The 22,380-nt window shown below is 38.4% G+C and carries 18 protein-coding genes; 15 read left to right on the forward strand and 3 right to left on the reverse strand.

The genetic code is table 11. The annotated features are described in order from the left end of the window. Positions 1–149: 149 nt before the first annotated feature. Complete coding sequence (locus ALLST_RS0101605) at positions 150–1,130, reverse strand: Wadjet anti-phage system protein JetD domain-containing protein (RefSeq protein ID WP_019892236.1); 981 nt, start codon at positions 1,128–1,130, stop codon at positions 150–152. 461 nt (positions 1,131–1,591) lie between these two features. On the opposite strand from ALLST_RS0101605, the gene ALLST_RS09740 reads away from it, so the two are divergent. The 5 genes from ALLST_RS09740 to ALLST_RS0101630 all read left to right on the forward strand — a co-directional run bounded on the left by ALLST_RS09740 (position 1,592) and on the right by ALLST_RS0101630 (position 7,008). Then, positions 1,592–2,725, forward strand: coding sequence for an ABC transporter ATP-binding protein (locus ALLST_RS09740; RefSeq protein ID WP_019892239.1), 1,134 nt, complete (start codon positions 1,592–1,594; stop codon positions 2,723–2,725). Further along, positions 2,722–3,609: a carbohydrate ABC transporter permease gene (locus tag ALLST_RS0101615; protein ID WP_019892240.1), complete on the forward strand. Its 888-nt coding sequence runs from the start codon at positions 2,722–2,724 to the stop codon at positions 3,607–3,609. Before ALLST_RS09740 ends, ALLST_RS0101615 begins: the two co-directional genes overlap by 4 nt. A 12-nt stretch (positions 3,610–3,621) precedes the next feature. Further along, entirely contained in the window at positions 3,622–4,446 is an 825-nt protein-coding gene (locus ALLST_RS0101620; protein ID WP_019892241.1) for a carbohydrate ABC transporter permease, read from the forward strand. After that, entirely contained in the window at positions 4,443–6,044 is a 1,602-nt protein-coding gene (locus ALLST_RS0101625) for an ABC transporter substrate-binding protein (protein WP_019892242.1), read from the forward strand. The genes ALLST_RS0101620 and ALLST_RS0101625 overlap by 4 nt, the downstream gene beginning before the upstream one ends. 184 nt (positions 6,045–6,228) lie before the next feature. Further along, complete coding sequence (locus ALLST_RS0101630) at positions 6,229–7,008, forward strand: hypothetical protein (RefSeq protein ID WP_019892243.1); 780 nt, start codon at positions 6,229–6,231, stop codon at positions 7,006–7,008. A 61-nt stretch (positions 7,009–7,069) separates the two neighbouring features. On the opposite strand, the gene ALLST_RS0101635 is transcribed toward ALLST_RS0101630, so the two are convergent. Beyond that, a complete protein-coding gene (locus tag ALLST_RS0101635) occupies positions 7,070–7,444 on the reverse strand; it encodes an ArsR/SmtB family transcription factor (protein ID WP_019892244.1) in 375 nt (124 codons plus the stop codon). Between the two features lie 336 nt (positions 7,445–7,780). Between ALLST_RS0101635 and ALLST_RS0101640 the strand changes: the two genes are divergently transcribed. Both ALLST_RS0101640 and ALLST_RS0101645 read left to right on the forward strand, forming a co-directional pair. Continuing rightward, positions 7,781–7,996, forward strand: coding sequence for a cation transporter (locus ALLST_RS0101640; protein WP_019892245.1), 216 nt, complete (start codon positions 7,781–7,783; stop codon positions 7,994–7,996). 14 nt (positions 7,997–8,010) lie between these two features. Next, positions 8,011–9,891, forward strand: coding sequence for a heavy metal translocating P-type ATPase (locus tag ALLST_RS0101645; protein WP_026472731.1), 1,881 nt, complete (start codon positions 8,011–8,013; stop codon positions 9,889–9,891). 126 nt (positions 9,892–10,017) lie between these two features. On the opposite strand, the gene ALLST_RS0101650 is transcribed toward ALLST_RS0101645, so the two are convergent. Then, a complete protein-coding gene (locus ALLST_RS0101650) occupies positions 10,018–12,222 on the reverse strand; it encodes a Tex-like N-terminal domain-containing protein (RefSeq protein WP_019892247.1) in 2,205 nt (734 codons plus the stop codon). 468 nt (positions 12,223–12,690) lie between these two features. Between ALLST_RS0101650 and thrS the strand changes: the two genes are divergently transcribed. From thrS to ALLST_RS0101700, 8 genes are all read left to right on the forward strand, one after another. After that, positions 12,691–14,442, forward strand: coding sequence for a threonine--tRNA ligase (gene thrS, locus ALLST_RS0101655; protein WP_019892248.1), 1,752 nt, complete (start codon positions 12,691–12,693; stop codon positions 14,440–14,442). Next, a complete protein-coding gene (locus ALLST_RS0101660) occupies positions 14,421–15,353 on the forward strand; it encodes a hypothetical protein (RefSeq protein ID WP_019892249.1) in 933 nt (310 codons plus the stop codon). The genes thrS and ALLST_RS0101660 overlap by 22 nt, the downstream gene beginning before the upstream one ends. Before the next feature lie 361 nt (positions 15,354–15,714). Next, positions 15,715–16,305, forward strand: coding sequence for an RdgB/HAM1 family non-canonical purine NTP pyrophosphatase (gene rdgB, locus ALLST_RS0101665; RefSeq protein ID WP_019892251.1), 591 nt, complete (start codon positions 15,715–15,717; stop codon positions 16,303–16,305). Beyond that, complete coding sequence (locus ALLST_RS0101670) at positions 16,302–16,871, forward strand: tRNA (cytidine(34)-2'-O)-methyltransferase (protein WP_019892252.1); 570 nt, start codon at positions 16,302–16,304, stop codon at positions 16,869–16,871. The genes rdgB and ALLST_RS0101670 overlap by 4 nt, the downstream gene beginning before the upstream one ends. A gap of 651 nt (positions 16,872–17,522) precedes the next feature. Further along, positions 17,523–18,869 carry an NlpC/P60 family protein gene (locus ALLST_RS0101680; protein ID WP_019892254.1) on the forward strand — a complete coding sequence of 449 codons (1,347 nt, stop codon included), beginning with the start codon at positions 17,523–17,525 and terminating at the stop codon, positions 18,867–18,869. A gap of 287 nt (positions 18,870–19,156) precedes the next feature. After that, entirely contained in the window at positions 19,157–20,353 is a 1,197-nt protein-coding gene (locus tag ALLST_RS0101685) for a M16 family metallopeptidase (protein ID WP_019892255.1), read from the forward strand. A 1-nt stretch (position 20,354) separates the two neighbouring features. Further along, positions 20,355–21,641 (forward strand): EF-P 5-aminopentanol modification-associated protein YfmH, encoded by a 1,287-nt coding sequence (yfmH, locus tag ALLST_RS0101690; protein WP_019892256.1) that lies wholly within the window; start codon positions 20,355–20,357, stop codon positions 21,639–21,641. A 361-nt stretch (positions 21,642–22,002) separates the two neighbouring features. Next, positions 22,003–22,311, forward strand: coding sequence for a single-stranded DNA-binding protein (locus tag ALLST_RS0101700; protein WP_019892260.1), 309 nt, complete (start codon positions 22,003–22,005; stop codon positions 22,309–22,311). Positions 22,312–22,380: the final 69 nt, after the last annotated feature.

Genomic DNA, 22,380 nt, shown 5'->3' on the forward strand with positions numbered 1-22,380 from the left:
AAATGAAGTCTTCGAAATAGTCTTTTATAGAGAATAGCGGGATTCCATTTTTGCAGTGTTGCCTGACATTCTTATCTGTCAGATAAATTTCATAAAACGAGGTGCGTGGATGGAAATGCATTAACAGGCTAAAGAGATTTAACATCTGATCAGCAAGATTTGTATTGGGTATGGTTGAGAATTTCTTGGGGGATATACTGTCCCTTATTCCATAGCTCACGAACTGTGCTTGTAAATTCGGAATCAAAAAAGGCAAAGAAATACTCACCTGTTGTTGGTTCCTGCTTTTCTTTATATTGTGGCATTGTTTTCTTTTCGATATCAAATTTTCGTTTCGCCTCAAGCATTGCCGCATAGCCTGGGAGCCAAGGAATAATGCGGACTTCTGGGTACCTTGCTGCAAACGATTCAAAGATCCGAATCCCCTCGTAGTCCAGATCGCCCCAGTAATAGACTGGATCGATCGAGTTGAGTAACGCAGGGGAACCGAATAAAAGCAGATCCATAAAATAGCTTTCGATCCGATATCCGCCTCCATAGGCTATGCTTTGCAGGTCAAAACCGAGAATGGACGTCTGTGTTATGAGAAGGCGTCTTATGGAAATGAAAGGATCTAGGTTTTCGACGATCAGAAGTGGCCCGGGCTCATCATTTCGTGAGTAGATCGCTAGTGGCTCGTATGTCTGGTAGTAGGCTAGACGCTTGGGATTGAGTGCCAGGTTACGACAAAGTCTATCTCCATGTTGTGCAAGAATTTTTTCTTGGCCAAAGATTTCAAAACTGCGTTCGTTACACGAGACTTCTTCGGGTGGGTCTTCATGGATCGACAGCCAGTGTTGTAGATCCACGATCATGGATTCATCTTTGCTAAACTGCGCTGGATGCTTTTTATAAAACGCTGCAGAAAGGGGAGGCTCAATTAGTCGGTCCGCTTTGGCAACTAAAGGGGCCATATCTTTTTTTTGCTTGACCTTGCGATAACGCTGATACAAAGCGGGCCTTTTGCCGTTGAGTCCAGAGCTTTTAATCGGGACTAAGCGACCTTTGGCCACTTCGTTTTCAATATAATCTACGCCCTGTGCATATGATGGAAATGGGGCGATTAGTTCTTCAAAAAAGATGCCTGTCATGACACCATTGTAACAATATTTTTGTTTTGAACGGACTATAGTAGATAAAAAAAGTTGTTTTTGTTACGCCTTTATCTTTTTTAGTCAAAATGAGTTGTTTTTGATCAATTGATGATTAGAACTGAGTTGGAGAAATCTTCATCCGAAGAAAGTTAATCTCATTAAAATTTGGACGTTCAATTATCTTTTCTTTTGGTGACGGATTTATTGTTTTGATCGATGGCTTTTGTAATACACATTTTTTAAAAACAAAATATCATCAAAATAAGATGATATAACTTATTAATAAGGGCGTTTCATCATGGGTTTACAAAGTTTCTCTTTGCCTTGGTGTAATGCGTATTTTAAAAGAGAAATGGATAGAAATGTTTTGATTTTTAATATGTGGTTTAGAATATAAACAAAGATATAAAGAAAGCTGATTGGTATGAATCAGAGCTTTTGAAAATTGAGAGGATTTTATGGAAATAGGATTGCAACATTTAACCAAGGTTTTTCCTGGTAAAGGGCGAAAAAATAAAAACAAAGAAGTTGTTGCGGTTGATGACTTTAACTTTGTGATTCCGGATGGAAAATTAGTGGGGTTACTTGGACCATCAGGGTGTGGGAAGAGTACAACACTGAATATGATTAGTGGGTTATTAAAACCGAGTGCAGGAAAGATTTTCTTTGGGGATAAAGAGGTAACGTGTTTACCACCTGAAGAACGTGGAGTAGGAATGGTTTTCCAAAACTATGCGCTGTATCCACATATGAGTGTTGAACAAAATATTCGTTTTCCGCTCGAAAATTTAAAAGGGGATCAAAAGTTGGATCCAAATCAAATGAAGGAGAGAGTAGAAGAAGCCGCAAAGCTCGTTAAAATTGAAGGTTTGTTAGATCGAAAGCCTGGTGAGCTTTCTGGTGGACAACAACAGCGAGTTGCGATTGCGCGAGCGTTAGTCAAATTGCCTCGCGTATTGTTATTGGATGAGCCACTATCTAACTTGGATGCAAGACTTCGTCTGCAAACGCGTGAAGAGATTCGTCGTATTCAACAAAAAACAGGCATTACAACTGTATTTGTTACGCATGACCAAGATGAAGCAATGAGTATTTCGGATTTGATCGTAGTGATGAAAGATGGTGTTCTTCAACAAATCGATTCTCCGCAAAATGTTTATGATGATCCAGCTAACCAGTTTGTGGCGCAATTTTTAGGAACGCCACCCATTACGTTATATGACGGACGTATCGAACAAGGAAAATTATGGATTGGAAATGATGCAGTTTTGGATGTGGATCAAAAGCAGGATCAAAACGTCGTGATTGGCGTTCGACCGGAAGGATATATCCTTAAAGAAAATGGTCATTTACATAATGAATTTGTGCGCACAGAAGTAATGGGACGCGATATGAGTGTTCTTTCCAAAAACACAGCGTGCCAAGCTCCTTTTGTTCGTTCGATTCTATCGACAGAACATTTACATTTACTACAAGATAACCAAGCTGTTTTTGATTTGAAGCCACATAAAGTATTCCTGTTTGATGTGAATGATGGGCAAAGACTGCGTTATGCACTGTCGGCGATTGCAGAAAGTAGGGATTTGGAATGAAAAAATACAGAGGCCTACTGTATCTTTTGCCGGCATTCCTCTTTTTAGCGGTCTTCTTGATTTATCCGTTAATCGATGTGTTTATTTACTCGCTCGAAGAAGGATATAGTTCTGCAAGCCAGCAATATGCAGGGATTGGGTTATATAACTATCAATATGTTTTACGTGATCCGTATTTTACGCAAGCTTTGATCAATACGGTTTTACTTGTTGTGATTACAGTTCCTATTTCTACAGGATTATCGTTAGCCATCGCATTTTTATTGATGCGAATCGAAAAGTTGCGTTCACTTTTTCAAACGATTTATTTTTTACCTTACGTCACCAATACGTTAGCGGTAGGAATGGTATTTATGGTGCTGTTTAAACAAACTCCATATTCAGTCGGTTTTGTGAATATGGTCATGGGCTGGGTTGGCTTGAGTCCTGTGGATTTTATTGATGGACCTTATTGGGCAAAAATGTTTGTCCTTTGTTTCTATACGATTTGGGTCGTTATGCCGTTTAAAATTTTAATTTTGACAAGTGCCTTAGCGAGTGTGAATCCGATGTATTACGACGCTGCAAAAATTGATGGAACAAGTTCGTGGCGTACGTTCTATAAAATTACATTACCTTTGATTTCACCATCTGTTTTCTATTTAATCATTACTGGTTTTATAGGCGCATTTAAAGCGTACTCTGATGCGGTTGCCCTTTTTGGAACGAATTTGAATTCAGCGGGTATGAATACTCTTGTTGGATATGTCTTTGATATGTTGTATCGCGATGGAGGTGGTTATCCATCCTATGCATCGGCTGCGGCGATTTTATTATTTGCGATTGTCTTAACCATTACAGTGATTAACTTAATGGTTTCGAAAAAATATACGCATTACAGTTAGGAGGATAGTGGGATGAAAAAAAGAAAACCAATCACTTGGCTTTTATTAGTCTTGTGGGCAATTATGGTCCTGTTTCCTTTTTACTGGATGGTGCTAACGTCTGTTAAAGGATATAGCGCTTATAATGCCGAATATACACCGCAACTATTCTGTGCGAATCCAACGTTTGAAAACTATATTTATGCCTTCACAGAAGTTGATCTCGGTCGCTATTTGTTCAATACGGTCATCTTTACGATGATTACAACGGCTTTAATGGTCGTCGTCTCGATTCTTGCTGCATATGGATTTGCCCGTTTAGATTTCCCAGGGAAAAACATTGTCTTTACGGGATTTTTAGCATTGATGATGATCCCGAATGAATTAGTGGTCATCACCAATTTCCAAACGATTACGGAATTGAATTTGAGAAACACGTTTTTAGGCTTGATTTTGCCCTCTGTTACATCTGTCTTCTATATTTATTTATTGAAAGAAAACTTTGCGCAAATCCCTGATTCTTTATATTATGCCGCAAAGATTGATGGCTCTTCAGATTGGAAGTATTTATGGAAAGTCATGGTGCCAATGTGTCGCCCAACTGTCGTGACGATTACGATTTTAAAAGTCATTGAATGCTGGAATAGCTATATTTGGCCAAGTTTGATTACAGATGATTCAAAGTACTATCTCGTTTCCAATGGAATCCAACAAATTCGTGAAAGTGGGTTTGGACGGGCCAATATCCCGGCGATGATGGCAGCGGTCGTCATTATTAGTATTCCGCTCATTATCTTGTTCTTACTCAATCGCCATAAAATTATGTCTGGTGTTGTTCGAGGGGGGACAAAAGGATGAAGCGCAGTTTATTTGCTCGCATAGCGATCACCATTTCGCTTTGTTTTGCACTTGTTTTGAGTGGTTGTCATGGTGCGAAAACAAAAGTTTCTTTTTCTATACCCGAACAGTTCGATACGACAACTCCAATCGAAATTACGTTTTGGGCGAAAAATGATACAAATAAAAATCAAACGGCAGTTTATAAACAAGCGATCACTAACTTTGAAAAGTTATATCCAAATGTAACTGTCAATATGAAGCTCTATACCGACTATGGGAAAATCTATAACGATGTGATTACCAACATTGCGACGCATACTACACCGAATATTGCGATCACCTATCCTGATCACATTGCCTCTTATATTCAACAAGACGGCATTGTGGTGGGATTAGATGAATTAATGAAAGATGAGAAGTATGGATTAGGCGGGACGGAGTTAAAGTTTGATGGGCCAAATCAAGATGAACTCGTTGAATCATTTGTGCAAGAAGGCGTAATTGGTGATACGCAATATGCGATGCCTTTTATGCGTTCAACCGAAGCGTTGTATATTAACGCTAAACTCGTCGACAATCTTGGTTATGACATTCCGGAAATTGTAACTTGGGACTGGATTTGGGAAGTTTGTAATGCGGCGATTAATACAAAACAAGCCGATGGAATCTATCAAGTGAACAACCAAAAAACATTGATTCCTTTCATCTATAAATCAACAGATAACATGATGATTCAATATTTAGCCCAATCGAATGCCGGTTATAGTGATGAACAAGGAAATATTGATTTATTCAATGATACGACTCGCGAATATTTAAAAACGATTACTGCAGAAACCCAGATGGGTGCTTTTTCGACATTTAAGGTTTCTGGTTATCCAGCCAACTTATTGAATGCTTCACAAACTATTTTTGCGGTAGACTCGACTGCAGGAGCAACGTGGATGGGAGCGCATGCACCACTTTCTGATATTAGTGAAGAAGACTTTACTGAGTTTGAAACAATTGTTCGCCCCGTACCCCAAGCAGATCTCAACAATATTCAAATGATCTCCCAAGGTCCATCCATGGCAGTGTTTGGTAAAGAGAACCCACAAGAAGTATTAGCTTCTTGGTTATTTGTTCAATACTTAATGAGTAATGAAGTCCAAATTCCGTATTCCCAAACGGAAGGATATTTACCTGTAACCAAACAAGCACTTGATGATCCGATTTATCAACAATATTTACAAGATGAAGGAAAAGACGATCTTGAACACTACGATGTCAAAATCCAAGCAACAAAACTGTTGTTAAATAACTTAGATCATACGTTTACCACGCCGGTATTTAATGGCTCAGCGTCATTACGAAATGCGGCTGGAGAGTTAATTGAAGATGTTGTTCGTTCGACGCGTCGAAAACAAACGGTTGATGATGCTTATCTAGATGAACTATATGATAAAGTTACATCTCTCTATCGCTTAGACCAACTCAGTCAAACAATCGAAACGTCTAAAGAGTTAGGACCACTTCCTTCGTCCTCTCGATGGTTTTTGACGATTCTTGGTTGTACATGGGTTTTGATCGCATTGTTTTATGGACGCAAGTACATTCAAAAGCGAAAATCTTCATAAAATAAATCGGTGAGCCATGGAATAATGAACAGAATTGAGGGTTTGAAGCCAACCGATAAACAAAATAGTCCAATATTAGGACGAATATGATTTTTTTGAACCTTTTAGAAAAAAACAAAGTAAACTAAAGATATCGACCCGATAAGGGATAAGATAGTGATTAAGCGATCACGTAGGAGGAAATATGAAAAAGAATGCCTTAACTGCTCTTGTTCTTTGTGCAGGCATGGCCTTAGCTGGATGCTCCAATAATGCACCAGCAGCAGATGGTTCTGGTGCAGCAACAACTGAAACTGCAGCAAATCCAAGTGCAAAATCTGAAGGTGTAATGACTTATCAGGAATACATGGATGCTGAATTAGAATCAGAAGTTACAATTGAAGCATATGTTCAAGCAAAACAGTCTTGGTGGGAAGACAAAGCAACAATCTATGCACAAGATGGTGATGGTGCTTACTTCATCTACAATGCTGCTGTAAGTGAAGATCTCTATGAACAATTAACAGAAGGTACAAAAATTAAAGTTAAAGGCTTCAAAACAGAATGGTCTGGCGAAGTTGAAATTGCAGAAGGTGCAGAAGTTGAAGTTGTTGAAGGCGAAAAATGGACTGCAACAGCAACGGATGTAACAGACTTACTCGCAAATGAAGAAGAACTGATTAAACACCAAAACGAATTCGTTCAATTCAAAGATTTAACAGTTGCTCCAGCACAAGAAGGATCTGAAGAAGCTTTCTTATATAACTATGATGGTTCTGGAGAAGAAGGAAATGACCTTTACTTCAATGTCACAAAAGATGACAAAACTTATACTTTCGTTGTTGAATCTTATTTAACAGGAACAGAAACAGATGTATATAAAGCAGTAAAAGAACTCAAAGTCGGCGATGTGATCGATTGCGAAGGTTTCTTATACTGGTATGAAGGGGCTAATCCACATATCACAACTGTAACTGTGAAATAAAAAATATCCCATAAAATAAATCGATAAAAAAGAGCTACCGCATAAAACGATGTGGTAGCTCTTATTCTTTAATATGGGTGAGGGCAACGTTAATGATGGAATGAATGTGTTCGTCATCTAATGTATAAAACACACCTTTGCCATCTTTTCTAGAACGAACAAGTTTAGCGGATTTAAGGGATCGTAGCTGGTGGGAAACAGCCGAACGGGACATGTTGACGAGCAATGCGATATCCGTAACACAAAGCTCGCCACTTTCTAAAGCGATCAATATTTTTAAACGGGTTGGATCGGCCATGATTTTATAAAAATTGGCAAGTTGATCAATGGTTTCAACTTCGGGAGTATGAGACTTGGCCAGGTTATAGGCTTGTTGATCCCAAATTTCATAAGCATAAGAAGTTGTATTGGAAGAAGCCTTTTCATTTGGATTCATGAAATTATCCTTTCTGATTCTGTTTTATCAGCAAAAGCGAATAGAGTAAAAAGCAATTCAATTCGAGATGCATTGAGAAATGAAATGATTTTAGAGAATTTTGGATCAAAATGTAGATTGAATCTAACATTCACCATTTTTTTATTCTATCAAATTTGTCAACTACTCATCGTATTTTATTGAAAAAAGACAATTGAGTAAGTAAATCGAGTTGCACGCAACGATCGAGAAAAAAATTGTAAAAATAACAGTTGAATGGTTGCGCAACTGTTCGAAAGATGTATAATCAAGATGTAAACAGTTGAACGAGCATTCAACTATAAAAGGAGAACCAAGATGAAAAAGACATATGAAATTGAAGTAGATTGCCCAGTTTGCGCAGGCAAATTAGAAAAATGCGCATTAGCAACAGAAGGAGTAGAAAGCTGCTCAGTTAACGTGATGACTCAAAAATTAGTCATTGAAGCAGAAGCAGACGCTCAAGACAAAATTATTCATGAAATTGCTGAAAAAATGAAAAAAATTGATGACGACATTGTTATTCATATTTAATGGATCGGCAAACTATGACAAAAAAACAAAAGAAAAACCTGAAACGAATTTTAATTAGTGCCGCTTGTTATTTTGGCGTGACGATCTCTAGTTTGTGGATCACTTATCCACCACTTGTCCTCGCCGGTCTTTATTTGTTGATTTATCTGTATATTGCAAGTGATGTTTTGAAACGAACAGTCATGAATATTCGAAATAAAGACTTCATGGATGAAAACTTCTTGATGGCAGTCGCTTCGATCGGAGCGTTTTGTTTACAAGAATATTCAGAAGCAGTTGCGGTTATGTTGTTCTATCAGGTTGGAGAATGGTTCCAATCTTATGCATTAGATCGTTCAAGAAAGAACATTGCAGCCTTAATGGATATTCGTCCAGAATATGCCAATCTAGAAAAAGAAGGATCAATTGAAGAAGTTGATCCTGAAGAAGTCAAAACAGGCGACATTATTGTCATCAAACCAGGGGAACGAGTTCCGCTAGATGGTGTGATTTTAAGTGGAACAAGCTCCATGGATACGTCGGCTTTAACCGGAGAAAGTGTACCTCGTTCAGTACGTCCAGGACAAGAAGTGATTTCAGGATGTATTAACGAAACAGGTGTGCTTCGTGTTGAAGTAAGTCGTCCATATGAAAATTCGACAGTTGCCAGAATTTTAGAAATGGTTGAAAATGCAACGGATAAAAAGAGTCGTTCGGAACAATTCATCACAAAATTTGCGGCTGTCTATACACCAATCGTTGTTTATTCAGCAATTGCCTTAGCGATTGTTCCATCCTTATTTGATGGACAATGGTCAACTTGGATTTATCGAGCGCTGGAATTCCTTGTTATTTCCTGCCCATGCGCTCTCGTCATTTCTGTACCATTAGCATTCTTTGGAGGAATCGGTGGTGCTTCTAAATGCGGTGTACTCGTTAAAGGAAGTACTTATTTACAAGATTTATCAGAAGTTAAAACGATGGTGTTCGATAAAACGGGAACACTGACGCATGGAACATTTGAAGTGAGCAAAATCACAGCGTTGAACATGAGCGAAGAAGCGTTATTAACACTTGTTGCCAAAGCAGAATCATATTCAACACACCCAATCGCATCGAGTATTTTGCGAAAAGCACAACTTGCAGATCCTAAAACTGGAGTTCAAGATGTGCAAGAAATTGCCGGAAAAGGTTTGATTGCCCAAGTCGATGGCCAAAGTGTTGCGGCAGGAAACCAAAAACTTATGGTTTCTCTTGGCATTGATGAAGCAAATCTTATACAAGGAACGGGACTGGGAACAATGGTCCACGTGGCTATTGATGGTCAATATGCAGGGATGATTGAAGTGGCTGACCAGCCAAAAGCTGAAGCCAAAGAAGTTTTCGCTAACCTGAGAAAAGAAGGCGTCAACAAGTTTGTGATGTTGACTGGTGATAGTCAGAGCGTTGCTCAAGCGGTCGCTAAACAAGCGGGAATTGATGAAGTACATGCACAACTTTTACCTGAACAAAAAGTTGAATGTCTCGAACAAATTTTAGATAGCGAGCATCAAGGGGCAGTCGTTTATGTCGGCGATGGGATTAATGATGCACCAGTATTAACAAGAGCTGATGTTGGTATCGCAATGGGCGGTTTAGGAAGCGATGCGGCAATTGAAGCGGCTGATATCGTCTTGATGGAAGATAAACTTTCAGCCCTTGTGACTGCAATGAAAATTTCGCAAAAGACGCTTCATATCGCCAAAGAAAATATCGTCTTTGCCCTTGTGATTAAAGTCGGTATGTTAATTTTAGGCGCCTTTGGTTTTGTGAATATGTGGGGAGCAGTCTTTGCGGATGTTGGTGTCTCTGTTCTCTGTATTCTCAATGCAATTCGCGTTTTAAATGTATCCAAATTTAAAACAGAAACACATTAATCATGCACATGAATAAAATTAAAGAGGATCTTCGTCATGGATGAAGATCCTTTTTTTGGGAGTAGGAAAGTCGAAATGCAGAAAAAAAGATCTTTACTTGAGGCAAAGATCTTTTTGCGACATGAATTAGCGATCCCTACGATTGATTCGATTGTTTTTCTGGGGATGTTTTCCTTTGCGATTATGCGGTTTTCGCTCTGGAACGGGAGCGGAAGGGTCGATCATCGTTAAGGAAATACGTTTGCGAGCAACATCGGTATCCACGACATACACGGTCACGATTTGTCCGGTATGAACGACTTCATTTGGATCGCTGACAAAATGATTACATAAACGTGAGATGTGGACTAAGCCATCTTCATGTAATCCAATATCGACAAAGGCACCAAAACTAGTGACATTGCGAATTGTTCCTTGTAATTCCATTCCTTCAGTTAAGTCTTCAATTTTCAAGATGCCTTTTTTCAAAATAGGTGCATCCATTTTGTCACGAGGGTCAAGTCCAGGAGAGTGAAGTTCTTGAATAATATCGGTGATTGTATATAGATCACTCTCTAAAGTTTTTGCCAATGCTTTGGCATCAAGTTTGGCAAGTGCATCTTTAAAACTTTGGGTATGAAGATCACTTAATGATAAATGCACTTCTTGTAATAAGCGATTGGTCAATTCATAGCTTTCCGGGTGAATGCCGGTGTTATCGAGTGGGTTTTCACCATTGAGAATGCGTAAGAACCCAATACTTTGTTGGTAAGTTTGAGCAGATAATAATTTTTCCAGTTGCAAACGATTGGTGAAAGGATGAGTGTCTCGCGCTTTAACAATTTTGTTGATCTGGGGCTTTTTCAAACCAGAAACGTGGCGCAATAACGATGGTGATGCAGTGTTGATATTTACACCTACTTGGTTAACGGCTTTATCAGTCGCAAAATCGAGCGTTTCTCGGAGTTGTTTTTGTGGTACGTCGTGCTGATATTCTCCAATCCCTAAAGATTGAGGATCAATTTTAACGAGTTCAGAGAGTGGATCTTGTACCCGTCGGCCAATCGAGATAGCAGAACGTTTTTCAACGGGTAAGTCAGGAAATTCTTCTTTAGCTAGTTCACTAGCAGAATAAACCGAAGCGCCTGCTTCCGATCCAATTAAATAAGAAATGTCAGGATAGTCTTCAAGTAAGTTGGCGATCAAATCTTCTGACTCACGACTTGCAGTACCATTGCCGATGACGACAATTGTTGGATGGTATTGGCGAATCCATTGTTTTGTAACTTTAACGGCTTCTAGATAGTCGCGCGATTCTTGATTGACTTCATCATTTTTCCCCATAAAACGGAAAGGGAAAACAACAGTTGTATCTAAAACAGCACCATTTGCGGATAACATCGCAAGTTTACAACCATTAACATAGCCAGGGTCCCAAGATAATAACACTTGGCCTTTTAAAGGACGGGCCATTAACAAGTGGGATAAGTTTGCCGCAAATCCTTTAATGGCATGTTCATGCGCTTTTTCCCGTAATTCGGAACGGATTTCGCGTTTGATGCTAGGAAGCATTAAACGCACTAAAGCATCACGAATGACTGCTTCTAAATAAGCACGAGATGGGGAAGAGGGTTTTAATAGTTTCTTTTGGAGTAACGCTTGTAAAGTGTCGACATCACTCGTAATGGACACGGTTAAGATTTTTTCTTTTTCCGCACGATCAAGAGCTAAAACTCTATGGCTCGGTAAGCGAGTCAGCGTGTTGGAAAATTCATAATAGTTTTGATAAATGCCTTGTGGATCTTGGGCATCTTTCTTTTTCATACTTGTGATCGATTCGTTTTTCTCGATATATTCGCGAACCATTTTTCTTAAATCCGCCCGATCGCTAATTTTTTCAGCCAAAATGTAGCCGGCTTGTTCAAGCGATGGGGTATCTGCTAACTGAGCAGGATCGTATTTTTGTTCCCAGATTTGATCAGCAAGTGGACCAAAACCTTTAGCGATTGCTTCTGTCGCTTTTGTTTTTCGTTTTTCTTTATAAGGTCGATACACTTCTTCTAGATTGGCAAGAGTTTGTGATTCATCGATCGCTTGCTTGAGTTCATGAGTGAGAAGTTTTTTCTCTTCTAAAATTTGCAGGATTGATGCTTTACGATCTTGCAAAGCGTTTTGATATTTCCATGTTTGTTCAATGGAACGAAGTTGATCTTCATCTAAGTTGCCGGTTTGTTCTTTGCGATAACGGGCAATAAATGGAATGGTGGCCCCTTCTTCAAACATGTCCAAAACAATTTGGATTTGGCTTGTTTTTAAAGAAAGTGATTGGGCAATATTTTCAATAATAGTCATAAAACCAGTCTAATCATCTTGAATGACTAAATCAAATCTGGAAAACGAATCAAACGCTAAACAAAGAATTTGAATTCAAAAATGAAATGTCGAAAATTAGATCAAAGAACAAAAATTGTTCGTTTTTTAGAGGCTCAATTTTGACAAGCTAGAATTGTGTTGACTATAATTGGATCAAAGATGTTGAAAAGGACATGGCGTTTGGAATTTGGATTCAGAAAGAAGGGCGGGTGATGCGAGCCCTTTGAAAAATCTAAACGTTACTCCCTTGGAATCGCCCCTGAAAAGGTGTGCCGTATTGCTGCGTTAAAGCATTCAAAGAGCAAGAAATCGAGGTCTATATATTTATAGAGAAGAGATTTCTTGAAATAAGGTGGTACCGCGCACGACAGGCGTCCTTAGGGATTCTGTCGTTTTTTTGTGTTTTCAACACAAATATCAATAATCAAATCAGAAAGGATGAGGACAATGGAACTCGTTAATATTTTAGAAGATGAACACTTATCGATGCTGAACCATTCAGCGGCTCACTTAATGGCGCAAGCTGTAAAACATTTATACCCACAAGCTAAATTCTGGGTTGGACCTGTTATTGCGGATGGGTTCTACTACGATATGGATCTTGGCGATGTCAATTTAACTGATGAAGACTTAGTGAAGATTGAAAAAGAAATGAAAAAACTTGCTAAAGATGGCAAGAGAATTGTTCGCCGCGAAGTATCTAAAGAAGAAGCGCGCGAAATGTTCCAAGACGATCCATATAAAGAAGATTTAATCGAAGGATTAGAAGATGGATCCATTACTGTATATTCTCAAGGTGATTTCACTGACTTATGTCGTGGACCACACGTAGAATCTGTAAAACAACTGAAAAACGTTAAATTACTGAAACATTCTGGTGCTTACTGGAAAGGTGATAAAAACAACAAAGTTTTACAACGTGTATATGGAATCGCCTTTGATACAAAAGAAGATTTAGATGGCTATTTAGAAGCATTAGAAGAAGCAAAAAAACGTGACCACAAAAAATTGGGTCGTGAAATGAACTTGTTCACAATTTCTGAATATGCTCCAGGTATGCCAATTTTCTTACCAGATGGCATGATTTTAAGAAATCTTTTAGAAGACTTCTGGTATGACGTTCATGCTAAAGCAAACTACAAGTTCATCAAGACACCAATTATCATGTCTAGAGAACTTTGGGAACGTTCTGGACACTGGGATCATTACCAGAACAACATGTATACAACAAAAGTAGATGATCGTGACTTTGCGATTAAACCAATGAACTGCCCTGGTGCATTACTCGTATATAACAACGATCTGCATTCTTATAAAGACTTACCATTACGTGTTGGTGAACTTGGACAAGTACACCGTCACGAAGCGTCTGGTGCTTTAAATGGATTATTCCGTGTTCGTACATTTACACAAGACGATGCGCATATTTTCGTCACTCCAGATCAAATCGAATCTGAAGTAAAAGGCGTATTAACTTTAATCGATAAAATCTACAGCGTATTTGGTTTACCTTATACGATCGAATTATCTACTCGTCCAGAAAAAGACTACATCGGAACAGAAGAAATCTGGGATCGTTCCGAAAAAGCGCTTGCTGATGCATGCCATGCAGCAGGTAAAGACTATGTCGTAAACCCAGGAGATGGGGCATTCTACGGACCAAAATTAGATATTCATATCAAAGACTCTTTAGGACGTGATTGGCAATGTGGAACGATCCAGTTGGATATGAACTTACCAGAACGTTTCAATTGCACTTATGTTGACCAAGACGGATCAAAGAAAACTCCATTAATGTTACACCGTGTTGTTTATGGTTCGATCGAACGTTTCATCGGTATCTTGATTGAACACTTTGCAGGTCACTTCCCATTATGGTTAGCGCCAAGACAATTCGTTGTCATTCCAGTTCACCAAGAAAAACACTATGAATATGCGAAAAAAGTTGCAGATCAATTAGAAGCACTCGGTATGCGTGTAACGCTCGATGATCGCAATGAAAAACTTGGCTATCGTGTTCGTGAAGCACAGATCAATAAAATCCCATATCAAATCGTTGTCGGGGATCGAGATATTGAAAACAATACAGTTACAATTCGTAAATCTGGCAGCAAAGACGCTCAGACATTAGATTTAAATGTGGCATTAGATAAATTCAAACAAGAGGTTGATGATAAATGTCTATTCGTCATGGATTAAAATGGGGAGCGAGCCTCCTTGTTGCCCTGACTTTAGCAGCTTGTTCTACAGCCCAAACAACGTCAAGTGCCCAAGCTTTAAGTGAAGTAAGTAGTGAACCAATCAAAGTGTTAGCGCCAGCAGGTGCTCCAGCACTCGCAACACTAGGATTAGGGGATCTAGCCGAAGTGGAATATGTAGAGGGTCAAGATCTATTAGTTAGCGAACTGTCGAAAGCAGATAGCGAATATGATTTGATCGTCGCTCCAATTAACTTAGGCGTAAAAACTTGGAAAGAATCACAAGCTTATCAATTAGATTCCGTTTTAACTTGGGGAAATTTATATATTGTTTCACAGGATGAAAATTGGAATGAAGCCGGAAAAACAATTGCGGCATTTGGAGAAAAAGCAGTTCCGGGAATGGTTTTTAATTCCTTATATCCAGACATGCAAGCCACAATTGAATACTATCCTTCGGTTGTGGAAGCTTCCGCAGCATTACTCTCTCAAAAAGCAGATAGTGCTCTTTTAGCTCAACCAGCTGCAGCAGGTGCAGTTGCAAAAGCTAAAGAAAACGGCACAGAATTATCTTTAGTTGCTGACTTGCAAGCACTTTGGAGCGAGTCTTTCGAAAGTGAACACAAAGGATACCCACAAGCGGCACTCTTTGTGAAAAAAGATCAAGCAGCAAAGTATCAAGATGAATTAGATGCTATGCATACATATCTTGAAAGTGCGACACCAGAAACGATTGAAGCGGATGTTGAAGCAAAAGTGGACCAATTAGGGGTTCCTAATGCAAAAATTGCAGCGGCAACATGGCAACAACAAAACTTGCATATGGTTAAAGCTAGCGAAGTTGAAACAGAAATTGCTGACTTCTTAAGCTTATTTGGCATTGAAATTCCAGAAGGAATGATCGTTCAATAAACAAGGCGTTGAATCAATGATTACGAAAAATGAACTATCTGAATTGTCCGGATAGTTCATTTTTTTAACTTTAAGGAAAGATTTGCATCCTAAATTTACTTATTTGTCATCAGAAAAATAAATGATGCATTTCCTTATATATATAACAAGGTAAGAACATCACAAAAGAACAGGGAAAAACAAGCTTGTTCAACACGTGAAAACAGAGGGAAAATGGCTATTGTTTTCGCATAAGAATTTCGATTTTGGACACATTGCGATAAGATCACAAGTGATCATTCAAAACAAATCGATGAAGAGAAGTAAATATAGACATAAAAAATACACTTCATTGCGATTAAGGATAGAAAAGGACAAACATATGAAAACAGTTTGGATTGCGACGGGAAACCCGCATAAAACAGAAGAGTTTGCGAAGATGCTTGGTGAAAATGTTCAAATCAAAACCCTCAAAGATTTGGACCAAGAACCCATCATCGTTGAAGATGGAACAACATTTGAAGAAAATGCACTGATCAAAGCGAGAGCTTTGCATCAAATCGTGCATGAAGCGGTCATGGCGGACGATTCAGGATTAGAAGTAGACGCTTTAGATAAAGCACCAGGAATTTACTCCGCACGTTTTATGGGCGAAGATACAAGCTATACGATTAAAAACCAAGCAATTCTTGATGCGATCAAGGATAAAACAGGAGATGAGCGTAGCGCACGTTTCGCTTGTGCAATCGCCTGGATTGAAGCAGATGGTACAGAACACGTCTATCGTGCCAATATGGAAGGTTTTATCCACGATAAAATTGAAGGGGAGAATGGATTTGGTTATGATCCAATTTTCTATTTTCCACCATTTAAAACGACAAGTGCTAATGTGCCTGCCGAAATGAAAAATGCTTATTCACATCGTGGACAAGCATTAGAAATGTTAAAGAAAGATTGGGATTTACAACAATGAACCACGTTGTCTTATATGAACCAGAAATTCCAGGCAATACTGGAAATATTATCCGCACATGCATGGCGACCGGATCGACATTACATTTAATTGAACCACTTGGCTTTCGCGTAGATGATAAATCATTAAAACGGGCGGGAATGGACTATGTTCGATCAACCGATATTCACACATACAAAAACTGGGAAGATTTCTTAGCGAAAAATCCGAATGCAACAAAAGATACGATGTATTTTTTAACACGTTATGGACACCGTGCTCCAGCAGAATTTGATTATTCAGATGTATCTCATGACTATTTCTTTGTCTTAGGAAAAGAAAGTACTGGGATTAAAAAAGAAATTTTAATTGAGCACTTAGAACATTGCATGCGCCTTCCAATGAAAGAAGATGCACGTTCTTTAAACCTTTCCAATTGTGCAGCAATCATGGTGTATGAGGCATTACGCCAACAAAACTATCCAGGATTAAGTCATGACGAGTATTTAAAAGGCCCTGAATACCTCGAACAAATTCGACAAGAACTGCAAGACAAGATCGCTTTAGAAGCGGCAAAACAAGACTAAAACAAAATGAAGAAACGAAAAGCGATAGAAAAAGAAGAACTCTATCGCTTTTCTTATAGAAGCAAAGATCAAGTCTTGAAAAGTATCGCACTTAAAAAAAGTATGTTTTTCGCATAAAATCTCAAAATTCCTTTAAAATCACATAAAATACAGAATACACCGATAAATAAAGTAAAAATGCGAATTATTAAGAAATTCTTAAGGGTTTTGGGATCTTACAATTTTTGCATATGGGTAGACTATTGTTTGAAAGTCTGTAAAATGGCAACGTTGAGTTTATTTTTAGACAAACTCGGCTTAGTTCAAAGGGAACCTAATCTTAAAATGATGATAATTATTGTTTTAAGATTAGATTCTAGATCTCATCGCAAATTTCTTTATCTTAGAAGATTGTTTTTATCATAAAATAAGTTGATAAAAATGATGTAAATCGAATTGATTTATAAAGAATTCATGGCGAGAAAAAACGGAAAAAACACCTTATCTCACATAAATTCCCAAAAAGATTTGATTTACACTTTAAATAAAGGACTTGAACGAATAGCGATACTTAGAAATTCTTAAGAAATTCGAAAGATTTTTATTGGGAATTTTGCGCGAAATACACTCTTGTGGTAATTTATCAGTGTTCGATAAAGAGAGGAGAATGAAATGAATTTTGTAGAAAAACACAGTAAACTCCTAGCGATTACGTTATGTTTATGCGCTGCTGGTCCGGTAATTTCTACCGTTCATGCATATGAAGTTCAACCAGGTTGGCATACTGAAGGTGAAGTTAGCTACTACGTTTTAGATAATCACCAAAAAGCTAAAGGCCTGACTCAAATCGACGGGCAGACATACTACTTTAATCAAAATGGTGATATGCAGTATGGCTGGCAAAATGTAGACAATAAAACTTATTATTTTGATAATGGCGGTCAAGCAGTAACTGGAAAATCCGAAATTCAAGGAACCACTTATAACTTCCAGGACACAGGTTGTCTCGATTCTGGATGGAATGAAGATGGAACATACCATAATGAAAAAGGGTTCAAAGTTGCAAATGCTTGGATTAATGAAGAAGGTAATAAATACTACTTCGACGAAAATGGAAATCCAGTGAAATCCACTTGGAGGGATATCGATGGTGCACGTTATTTCTTTGATGAAAACGGACGTACAGTGATCGGTAACTTTGAAGTTGAAGGAACAACTTACTACACTGACGACCAAGGCATGGTTAAACAAGGTTGGCAGATGGAAAATGGAGCTAAAACTTATTACAATGCGGATGGCTCCTTAAACACTGAACCATTAAAAGAAATTGAAGGACAAACATATGCCTTCAATGAAGACGGAACATTAATGACAAATGCCCAGTTCGATGGCATGATCGTTGATGAATCTGGCTTGGTTTCAGAAGCACCTGCACCAGAACCAGCGCCTGCAGCAGAATCTGCTCCAACACCAGAACCAGCACCTGCTCCTGTAGTTGAACAACCAGTTGCAGAAGAACCAGTATATGAAGAACCAATCGTAGAAGAACCTGTATATGAAGAACCAGTGGTTCAAGAAGAAATCTTCGATCAACCAGTAGTTGATGAACCAGTCGTAGATCAACCAGTTGTCGATCAACCAATCGTTGATGAACCTGTAGTTGATCAACCAGTAGTTGATCAGCCAGTAGTAGAAGAACCTGTTGTGAATACTGACAAAGCTTCTGCTATCTATGCAGCAGCTGTTGCACAGCTTGGAATGAGCCAAGACTGCACAATGTTAGTAACAAACTCTCTTGCTGCTGTTGGAATTAGCTTCCACGGTTGGCCAGAAAACTATGCTGCTCTTGGTGATTGGACAAGCAATCCAGTTCCAGGCGACATCATCATCTACAGTGGTCACGTAGCAATTTACGCAGGAAATGGTATGGCTGTACACGGCGGATGGAACGGATATACAACAGAAATGTTCTCCGTAAACTGCTCTGCAGCGTTAATCGGCTATATTCACGTTCGTTAATCTTATAAAATTGATTTCAGAAAGAGGCTTACGCCTCTTTTTTTTTTCGAAATGGGAAGGAAGTCTCTTTAAAGAAAGCGAGAATTTCCTAAAGAACAGATGTGAAAAAGAATAGTTGCATAGGCAAGATCTAGGTTTCAGTCATGCAATTTTGAATAAGCATGTTAATATATGTTTTACTGTTGTTTGATCTAGGCTAGATCGAACAAAAATGAAAAGATCGATCATTTGAATGAAGAAAACGATCCATTCAAGTGAAGATCATTCAAGTTGGAATAGAGCAATTTATGAAAGTAATCAAAACAGAGAAATTTATCGAAAATACAATCAGTGTTCGTTGGTTTACTGATTTAGATCGAAAAACAATAACAGCATGGAATTTGTTATGTGCGCTTTTATCGGCACGAACAGAAAAATTTAATACGCGCCAATCCAAAGCAGCAGCCGATGCACATGCATATGGAGCAAGAATTGGCTATGGCATTATGGGCTATGGCGAAAAACTCATGATTGAATGCCGCATAAGTTATATTCGGGCTGATTTAGTTCAAGATGACCATTACGAACAAGAAATTTTAACTTTACTTGATCAATCATTAAATCATCCTCTTTTAACAGAACAATTTTTACAAGAAGCGAAATATCTTTTGAAAAACCGCTTGATTTATCTCGATCAAGATCCAGATTCACGAGCCCTTCGCGAAGCCCTTAAAATTGCTGGAAAAGGAAATCACTTATCCATCAGTATGCAAGGCTATTTGGAAGATCTTGATGGAATCGAATTAGCAGATGTTCAATCTTGCTATCAAATGTTGAAAAACTTACCATGCCAGACATTAATGGTTGGTAAATTTGGGCAAGCAATCACAGACATGTTAGAAACTCAATATCCAGGCAAACCATTAATGGCAAAATGGCAAGCACTCGTGAGTGAACCTTTTGCAGAAACAACGTTAGAAAGGGAGATTTCACAAAGCTCTCTCGTTCAAATTTACGAAACAGGAGTTTTACCTCAACACGAAGATTATTTTGCTTTATTGGTGCTAAATGGCTTGCTTGGAGCAAGCTCTGTTTCGCTATTGTTTGAAATTATTCGTGAACAGCACAGCTACTGCTATTCGATTAACACGAATTTAATTCGCTTTGATGGAGCGTTAGTAATTTCAACAGGAACTGATCGTAAACATCTACCTGATGTCAAGCGCCTCATTCAAGAAGTGATCGCTGATGTCGTCATGCAAAACTATGATGAAGAAACATTAGAAAGCGTCAAAATGGAAATTTGCGATGGGATGGCGGGACAAAAAGATTCACCAACAAGCATGATGGAACAACAATTCCTCAATGAAATTTTGGCCCGGCAAATCGGTGTAGATCAAATTATGGAGAATATTCAATCTGTGACGAAAGAAGATTTAGCGCGTGTGGCAAGTCGTTTAAAACTTGCGGCAAGTGCACAATTGGTGCAAAAGGAGGGAGAGTAAAATGAAAATTCAATTACCCCTTCGACGTGAACAACGAACGCTTAAAAATGGAATGCATGTCATTTTGATTCAAAAAGAAGGATTTGCGAAATCGCTATTCATGTTAGGAATTCCAGCAGGAGGAATTAACATCACGGATCAAATTGGCGATCAAATTGTGAGTCATCCGCATGGTTGTGCGCATTATTTGGAGCATCAAATGTTTCGCTTAAATGGCCAAGATGTTACTTATGCGCTTGCCCAAGCGCAAGCAAAGACCAATGCGGCAACGGGTTATGATGAAACATCTTATTTTGTTTGGACCAATGCAAGTCCATATGAACCGCTAAAACTATTAATCGATTTTGTCCAAACGTTAGAAATCACCCCAGAAACGGTCGAAAAAGAACGGGGTATTATTTTGAGTGAATATTCACAATATGATCAAGAACCTGAATCTCGCTTGTTAATTGAAACATTTAAAAGCATGTATCATAATCATCCAATGCGGGAAGAGATTTTAGGAACGCCAGAAGATATTTCCAAAATTAGTGTTGAAGATTTAGAACAGTTTTATCAGACCTGGTATGATCCAGCCCAACTTGTCCTTGTCGGCGTTACCGGGCACGATTTAGATGATTTGTTTGATTTTATCGAACAACAAGAAGAAAACTATCCATCAAAAGTTCAACACTTAGCAAAACGAATTTTACCAAGTGAGCCTTGCGAAGTATTGCAACAAAGTAAAACGCTGCATATGGACATTGATTTGCCGTATACATGTGTGGGGGTTAAACTCGATGTTCATGCCGAGGATGCATGGCATTACGTTCGTGATGATTATATGATGAATTTATGGTTAAATAGTCGCTTTGAATCGATGAACCCTGAATTTCAAAACTGGATTGATTCTCATCTCATTGGCGGATTATGTGGTGCAGAAGCGGATTTAGCCAAAGATCACGGCTATATTTTGATTTATGCGCAAACGAATGACCCAGATCGGTTTATTCAAGTCGTCAAAGAAGAATTAAAGGCGAAAACACCGATTTCAAAAGAAGTGTTTGAAAGCTTACTCATTCGCGAAAAAGCATCAAGTATCCGCTTGTGTGAACGATTTGAAACATTGGCTTCACAAAGTGTCGGAGGATATTTTAAAGGCTACGATCCATTGGAAGACCTGAATGTACTTGAAAGTATCCATTTAGAAGATGTGAATGCATTTATTCAAAACTTGAATATGGAACAAATGAGCACAACGACGATTTTGCCACTTGAGTCTTTAAATCAAGATGAAGCAAATGATTAGAATTGAATAGATCTTTTTATAAATGGTCCTATTTGATGATAACTGAAGAAAAAACGCATTTTATCATGGAAAACTCTATGATAATCTGCGTTTTTTTGCGTTTTATCATTCGATCGTGAATTTGGCATCAAGATAGACTCTTCCTATACTAAGAACACGAGCTAAAGCTTCATAAAAAAGGAGGATGATCGAATTAAGTACATGTGTAACTACAATCAGCAGGTTTGACGCATTTTTTCATATCCAATCCAAAATGAATCGATAGGAATCTGGCAACACTAGGATTGAAAGAAACAAATAAACAAAGGAATAAATAAAGAAATCATCAAAATAATAAAGGCAAAATAAGGGGGCAGGTCACATGAATCAATTTTTTGTTATCGGAAAAATTATGGAAATCCCAGAAATTGAGCGGAGTAAAAATGGTTGGAAACGATGTGATCTGAATTTACAAGTTCAACGACCATTTCCTAATGCACAAGGGCAATATGAATTTGACCAAATCGTTGTGCAATTATGGCGTGGTGCCGCAGAAACACTTGTGGCGACTGGCCAAATTGATGGCTGGATGAGTGTTCGTGGAAGAATCCAAACGAATATTGTGGAAAAGGAAGGAAGAACGTATCATAACTATTCTTTAATTGCTGAAAATGTTGAATATCTCCATTAAATTGATCAAACCAGATTGTACAAATGCCTGTTTCTTCCAGACAGGCATTTTGTTTGGCCAAAATAAAAA

The sequence above is a fragment of the Allobaculum stercoricanis DSM 13633 genome, from assembly GCF_000384195.1.
In the GTDB taxonomy this organism is placed as follows: domain Bacteria; phylum Bacillota_I; class Bacilli_A; order Erysipelotrichales; family Erysipelotrichaceae; genus Allobaculum; species Allobaculum stercoricanis.

Coding starts and splice junctions, on each gene's coding strand:
- ALLST_RS0101605 (WP_019892236.1), bottom strand. CDS start 1,130: ATGACAGGCATCTTTTTTGAAGAACTAATCGCCCCATTTCCATCATAT.
- ALLST_RS09740 (WP_019892239.1), top strand. CDS start 1,592: ATGGAAATAGGATTGCAACATTTAACCAAGGTTTTTCCTGGTAAAGGG.
- ALLST_RS0101615 (WP_019892240.1), top strand. CDS start 2,722: ATGAAAAAATACAGAGGCCTACTGTATCTTTTGCCGGCATTCCTCTTT.
- ALLST_RS0101620 (WP_019892241.1), top strand. CDS start 3,622: ATGAAAAAAAGAAAACCAATCACTTGGCTTTTATTAGTCTTGTGGGCA.
- ALLST_RS0101625 (WP_019892242.1), top strand. CDS start 4,443: ATGAAGCGCAGTTTATTTGCTCGCATAGCGATCACCATTTCGCTTTGT.
- ALLST_RS0101630 (WP_019892243.1), top strand. CDS start 6,229: ATGAAAAAGAATGCCTTAACTGCTCTTGTTCTTTGTGCAGGCATGGCC.
- ALLST_RS0101635 (WP_019892244.1), bottom strand. CDS start 7,444: ATGAATCCAAATGAAAAGGCTTCTTCCAATACAACTTCTTATGCTTAT.
- ALLST_RS0101640 (WP_019892245.1), top strand. CDS start 7,781: ATGAAAAAGACATATGAAATTGAAGTAGATTGCCCAGTTTGCGCAGGC.
- ALLST_RS0101645 (WP_026472731.1), top strand. CDS start 8,011: ATGACAAAAAAACAAAAGAAAAACCTGAAACGAATTTTAATTAGTGCC.
- ALLST_RS0101650 (WP_019892247.1), bottom strand. CDS start 12,222: ATGACTATTATTGAAAATATTGCCCAATCACTTTCTTTAAAAACAAGC.
- thrS (WP_019892248.1), top strand. CDS start 12,691: ATGGAACTCGTTAATATTTTAGAAGATGAACACTTATCGATGCTGAAC.
- ALLST_RS0101660 (WP_019892249.1), top strand. CDS start 14,421: ATGTCTATTCGTCATGGATTAAAATGGGGAGCGAGCCTCCTTGTTGCC.
- rdgB (WP_019892251.1), top strand. CDS start 15,715: ATGAAAACAGTTTGGATTGCGACGGGAAACCCGCATAAAACAGAAGAG.
- ALLST_RS0101670 (WP_019892252.1), top strand. CDS start 16,302: ATGAACCACGTTGTCTTATATGAACCAGAAATTCCAGGCAATACTGGA.
- ALLST_RS0101680 (WP_019892254.1), top strand. CDS start 17,523: ATGAATTTTGTAGAAAAACACAGTAAACTCCTAGCGATTACGTTATGT.
- ALLST_RS0101685 (WP_019892255.1), top strand. CDS start 19,157: ATGAAAGTAATCAAAACAGAGAAATTTATCGAAAATACAATCAGTGTT.
- yfmH (WP_019892256.1), top strand. CDS start 20,355: ATGAAAATTCAATTACCCCTTCGACGTGAACAACGAACGCTTAAAAAT.
- ALLST_RS0101700 (WP_019892260.1), top strand. CDS start 22,003: ATGAATCAATTTTTTGTTATCGGAAAAATTATGGAAATCCCAGAAATT.